Annotated in this window: 5 protein-coding genes; all 5 read left to right on the top strand. The window is 41.6% G+C overall.

What is annotated here, in order from left to right; all coding sequences use genetic code 11:
* Positions 1 to 742: WD40 repeat domain-containing protein (locus tag H6S82_RS29055; RefSeq protein WP_191057162.1), on the top strand; the 742-nt coding region annotated here is incomplete at its 5' end.
* 120 nt (positions 743 to 862) lie between these two features.
* A complete protein-coding gene (locus H6S82_RS29050) occupies positions 863 to 1,204 on the top strand; it encodes a type II toxin-antitoxin system RelE/ParE family toxin (RefSeq protein WP_190465324.1) in 342 nt (113 codons plus the stop codon).
* Positions 1,194 to 1,502 carry a transcriptional regulator gene (locus tag H6S82_RS29045; RefSeq protein WP_242057152.1) on the top strand — a complete coding sequence of 103 codons (309 nt, stop codon included), beginning with the start codon at positions 1,194 to 1,196 and terminating at the stop codon, positions 1,500 to 1,502. Before H6S82_RS29050 ends, H6S82_RS29045 begins: the two co-directional genes overlap by 11 nt.
* Before the next feature lie 3 nt (positions 1,503 to 1,505).
* Positions 1,506 to 1,946 carry a DUF6334 family protein gene (locus H6S82_RS29040; RefSeq protein WP_190465322.1) on the top strand — a complete coding sequence of 147 codons (441 nt, stop codon included), beginning with the start codon at positions 1,506 to 1,508 and terminating at the stop codon, positions 1,944 to 1,946.
* A 57-nt stretch (positions 1,947 to 2,003) separates the two neighbouring features.
* A partial coding sequence (locus H6S82_RS29035) for a glycine--tRNA ligase subunit beta (RefSeq protein WP_191057160.1) occupies positions 2,004 to 2,447 on the top strand: 444 nt, incomplete at its 3' end.

Here is a 2,447-nt window from a genome sequence, read left to right as displayed (position 1 = left end):
TCCCGATAGGCAGACTCTTGCTGCTGGTTGTGAGGATGGCAAAATTAGGGTTTGGAACTTTACAAATGGTCAACTTCTTCGCACCATTGGTAATTGGACAATATATAAGCATTTAGGACGTGTAAATTCTGTAGCCTTTAATTTTGACGGACAGTTTATTGCTAGCCTTTGTAAAGCTGATGGTCAGATCAAAACTTGGAATACGAATACGGGTAAATATGTGGATTTTTTATCTGGTGCAGAAGGGATAAATACTATTGCTTTAAGTCCTGATGGTAAGAGCATAGCTGGTGGCAATCAGAACACAAAAATTAAGATTTGGAAACAAGGATTTTTTGGAACATTCCTCAGTCGATTAGGGATTAGTTCTAATCTTTCTGGACATTCAGGAAGCGTTCGTTCTGTTGCTTTCAATCATAACGGAAAAACCATTGCTAGTGGCAGCGAAGACAAAACAATCAGACTGTGGGATATAAGCACTAAAGAATGTATTTGGGAAATACCTGGACAGCATTCTGCCTCAGTTGATACTGTTGCTTTCAGTCCTGATGGAAAAATTATTGCTAGTGGTAGTGCAGATAAAACAATCAAACTATGGAGTATAGAAGACCCTATAAAAAATATTGGTACTCTCACTGGTCATTCTGGTGCAGTTAATTCTGTTGCTTTCACTCCTGACGGTCGAATTCTCGCCAGTGGCAGTTTTGATAATACAATTAAAATTTGGCAGGTGTGTGTTTAAATTCTGCTATCAGGTAGTAGAGTGCGTCAGAAGTTCAGATTTTCCAGCATCGATTTATCACCGAAGTCTGACGCATCTTACAACAGAACAAGGGTTTTATAATAGGTATAAAATGAAATCATGGAAGCAACACCAAGGGAAATTCGACGTTACATTACGCCAGATGGCAGAATACCTTTCTTAGAGTGGTACTATTCGCTGCGCGATCGCAAAACTCAATATAAAATAGACGCAAGGCTTGAACGAGTTGAACTAGGCAATTTAGGTGACTGTCGTTCTGTTGGTGAAGGCGTTTATGAATTGAGAATCAACTATAGCCCAGGCTATCGGATCTACTTTGGACAAATAGGATCGACAATTGTACTTCTCCTTTGCGGGGGAGATAAAAGCACCCAAGAAGAAGATATCAACAAAGCTAAGGAGTATTGGGAAGAGTATGAAAAGCGTGAAAATGCCAACTAGCGATAGCTACCGGGAGTTTTTAATTGAATGTCTGAAAGATCCAGAACACGCTGCTGGCTACATTGAAGCTATTTTAGAAGAAAAAGACCCCGAACCGGAACTACTGCGAAACGCGGTTAGAAAGGTAATTGAGTCTTGTGCAAAAAGCGATCGACTTTCAGATTCAGCGAAACAGTTGCATGAAAAACTCGATAAAATACTAACAGAAAGTAATGCTGCTGAAATTTATACTTTTATTGAATTGATGGATAAGCTGGGTTTTCGAGTTGCGATTTTACCGAAAGAAACTGAAACATAATATATGGCAACAGATGAATTTCCGATCGGACAAATTCTAACAGCAGTATCAATACTAGAAGATAAAGAATTTTCTAGCAATGAACTCTGCCTTGATAAAATCCAATTATTCTTTCAAGATACTACAGTTACCTTGCTACCAATTGCCGATACTGATGAAATAGAAATAATTCAGGAAACCGCTAGCACGCATTCTGCGGAAAATACACCATCTTGGTGTCAGTCTTTACTTGGTAAAAAGTTGACGACAGTTTGGATATGCGAAAACGATCGAGGTTATCGAGATCTAGTGATTTTCGCTTTTGAGTACCTGCATCCCAGCATTGCCTTTGTTGCTGAGTGTTCAGTTCTGAATGTTTTTCGTTACGAAGCAATATACCGTGTAAAATCTGAAACTCAGTTGCAGCACAGCCAAGTTGACGCGCCATCCCCTACCACATCATAACCCTAGAACCGTCAAATCGCGATAAACTGTTCTAGCTAGACAACTCAATCCTCGGTTATGCCATCCTTTTTATTAGAAGTCGGTACAGAAGAACTCCCTGCCAGCTTTGTGGGTAGCGCCATCCAACAATGGCAAAGTCTTATTCCCAAAAGCCTTTCGGAACAATACTTGACAAGTGAGGCAATTAATGTATATGGAACTCCCCGCCGTTTGGCTGTGCTGATTGAAGGTTTGCCAGCACAGCAACCCGATCGCGTCGAAGAAATCAAAGGCCCACCCGCATCGGCGGCGTTCAAGGATGGACAACCGACCAAGGCGGCGGAAGGTTTTGCCCGCAAGCAGGGTGTCGCTTTGTCGGCGTTGGAAGTGCGCCCGACGGATAAGGGCGATTTTGTGTTTGTCAAACAAAGCATTCCCGGACGCGCTACGGCTGATATTTTGAAGGAATTGATTCCCCAGTGGATTTTTAAGTTGGAAGGTAAGCGTTTTATGCGCTGGGGG

The organism is Planktothrix sp. FACHB-1355 (assembly GCF_014748295.1).
In the GTDB taxonomy this organism is placed as follows: Bacteria; Cyanobacteriota; Cyanobacteriia; order Cyanobacteriales; family Aerosakkonemataceae; genus Aerosakkonema; species Aerosakkonema funiforme_A.
The sequence above is the reverse complement of the archived record's forward strand: the minus strand, read 5'-3'. Positions and strand labels throughout refer to the sequence as shown.

Excerpts from the sequence above, each read along its gene's own strand:
- H6S82_RS29050 (WP_190465324.1), top strand. The coding sequence starts at position 863 with ATGGAAGCAACACCAAGGGAAATTCGACGTTACATTACGCCAGATGGC.
- H6S82_RS29045 (WP_242057152.1), top strand. The coding sequence starts at position 1,194 with ATGCCAACTAGCGATAGCTACCGGGAGTTTTTAATTGAATGTCTGAAA.
- H6S82_RS29040 (WP_190465322.1), top strand. The coding sequence starts at position 1,506 with ATGGCAACAGATGAATTTCCGATCGGACAAATTCTAACAGCAGTATCA.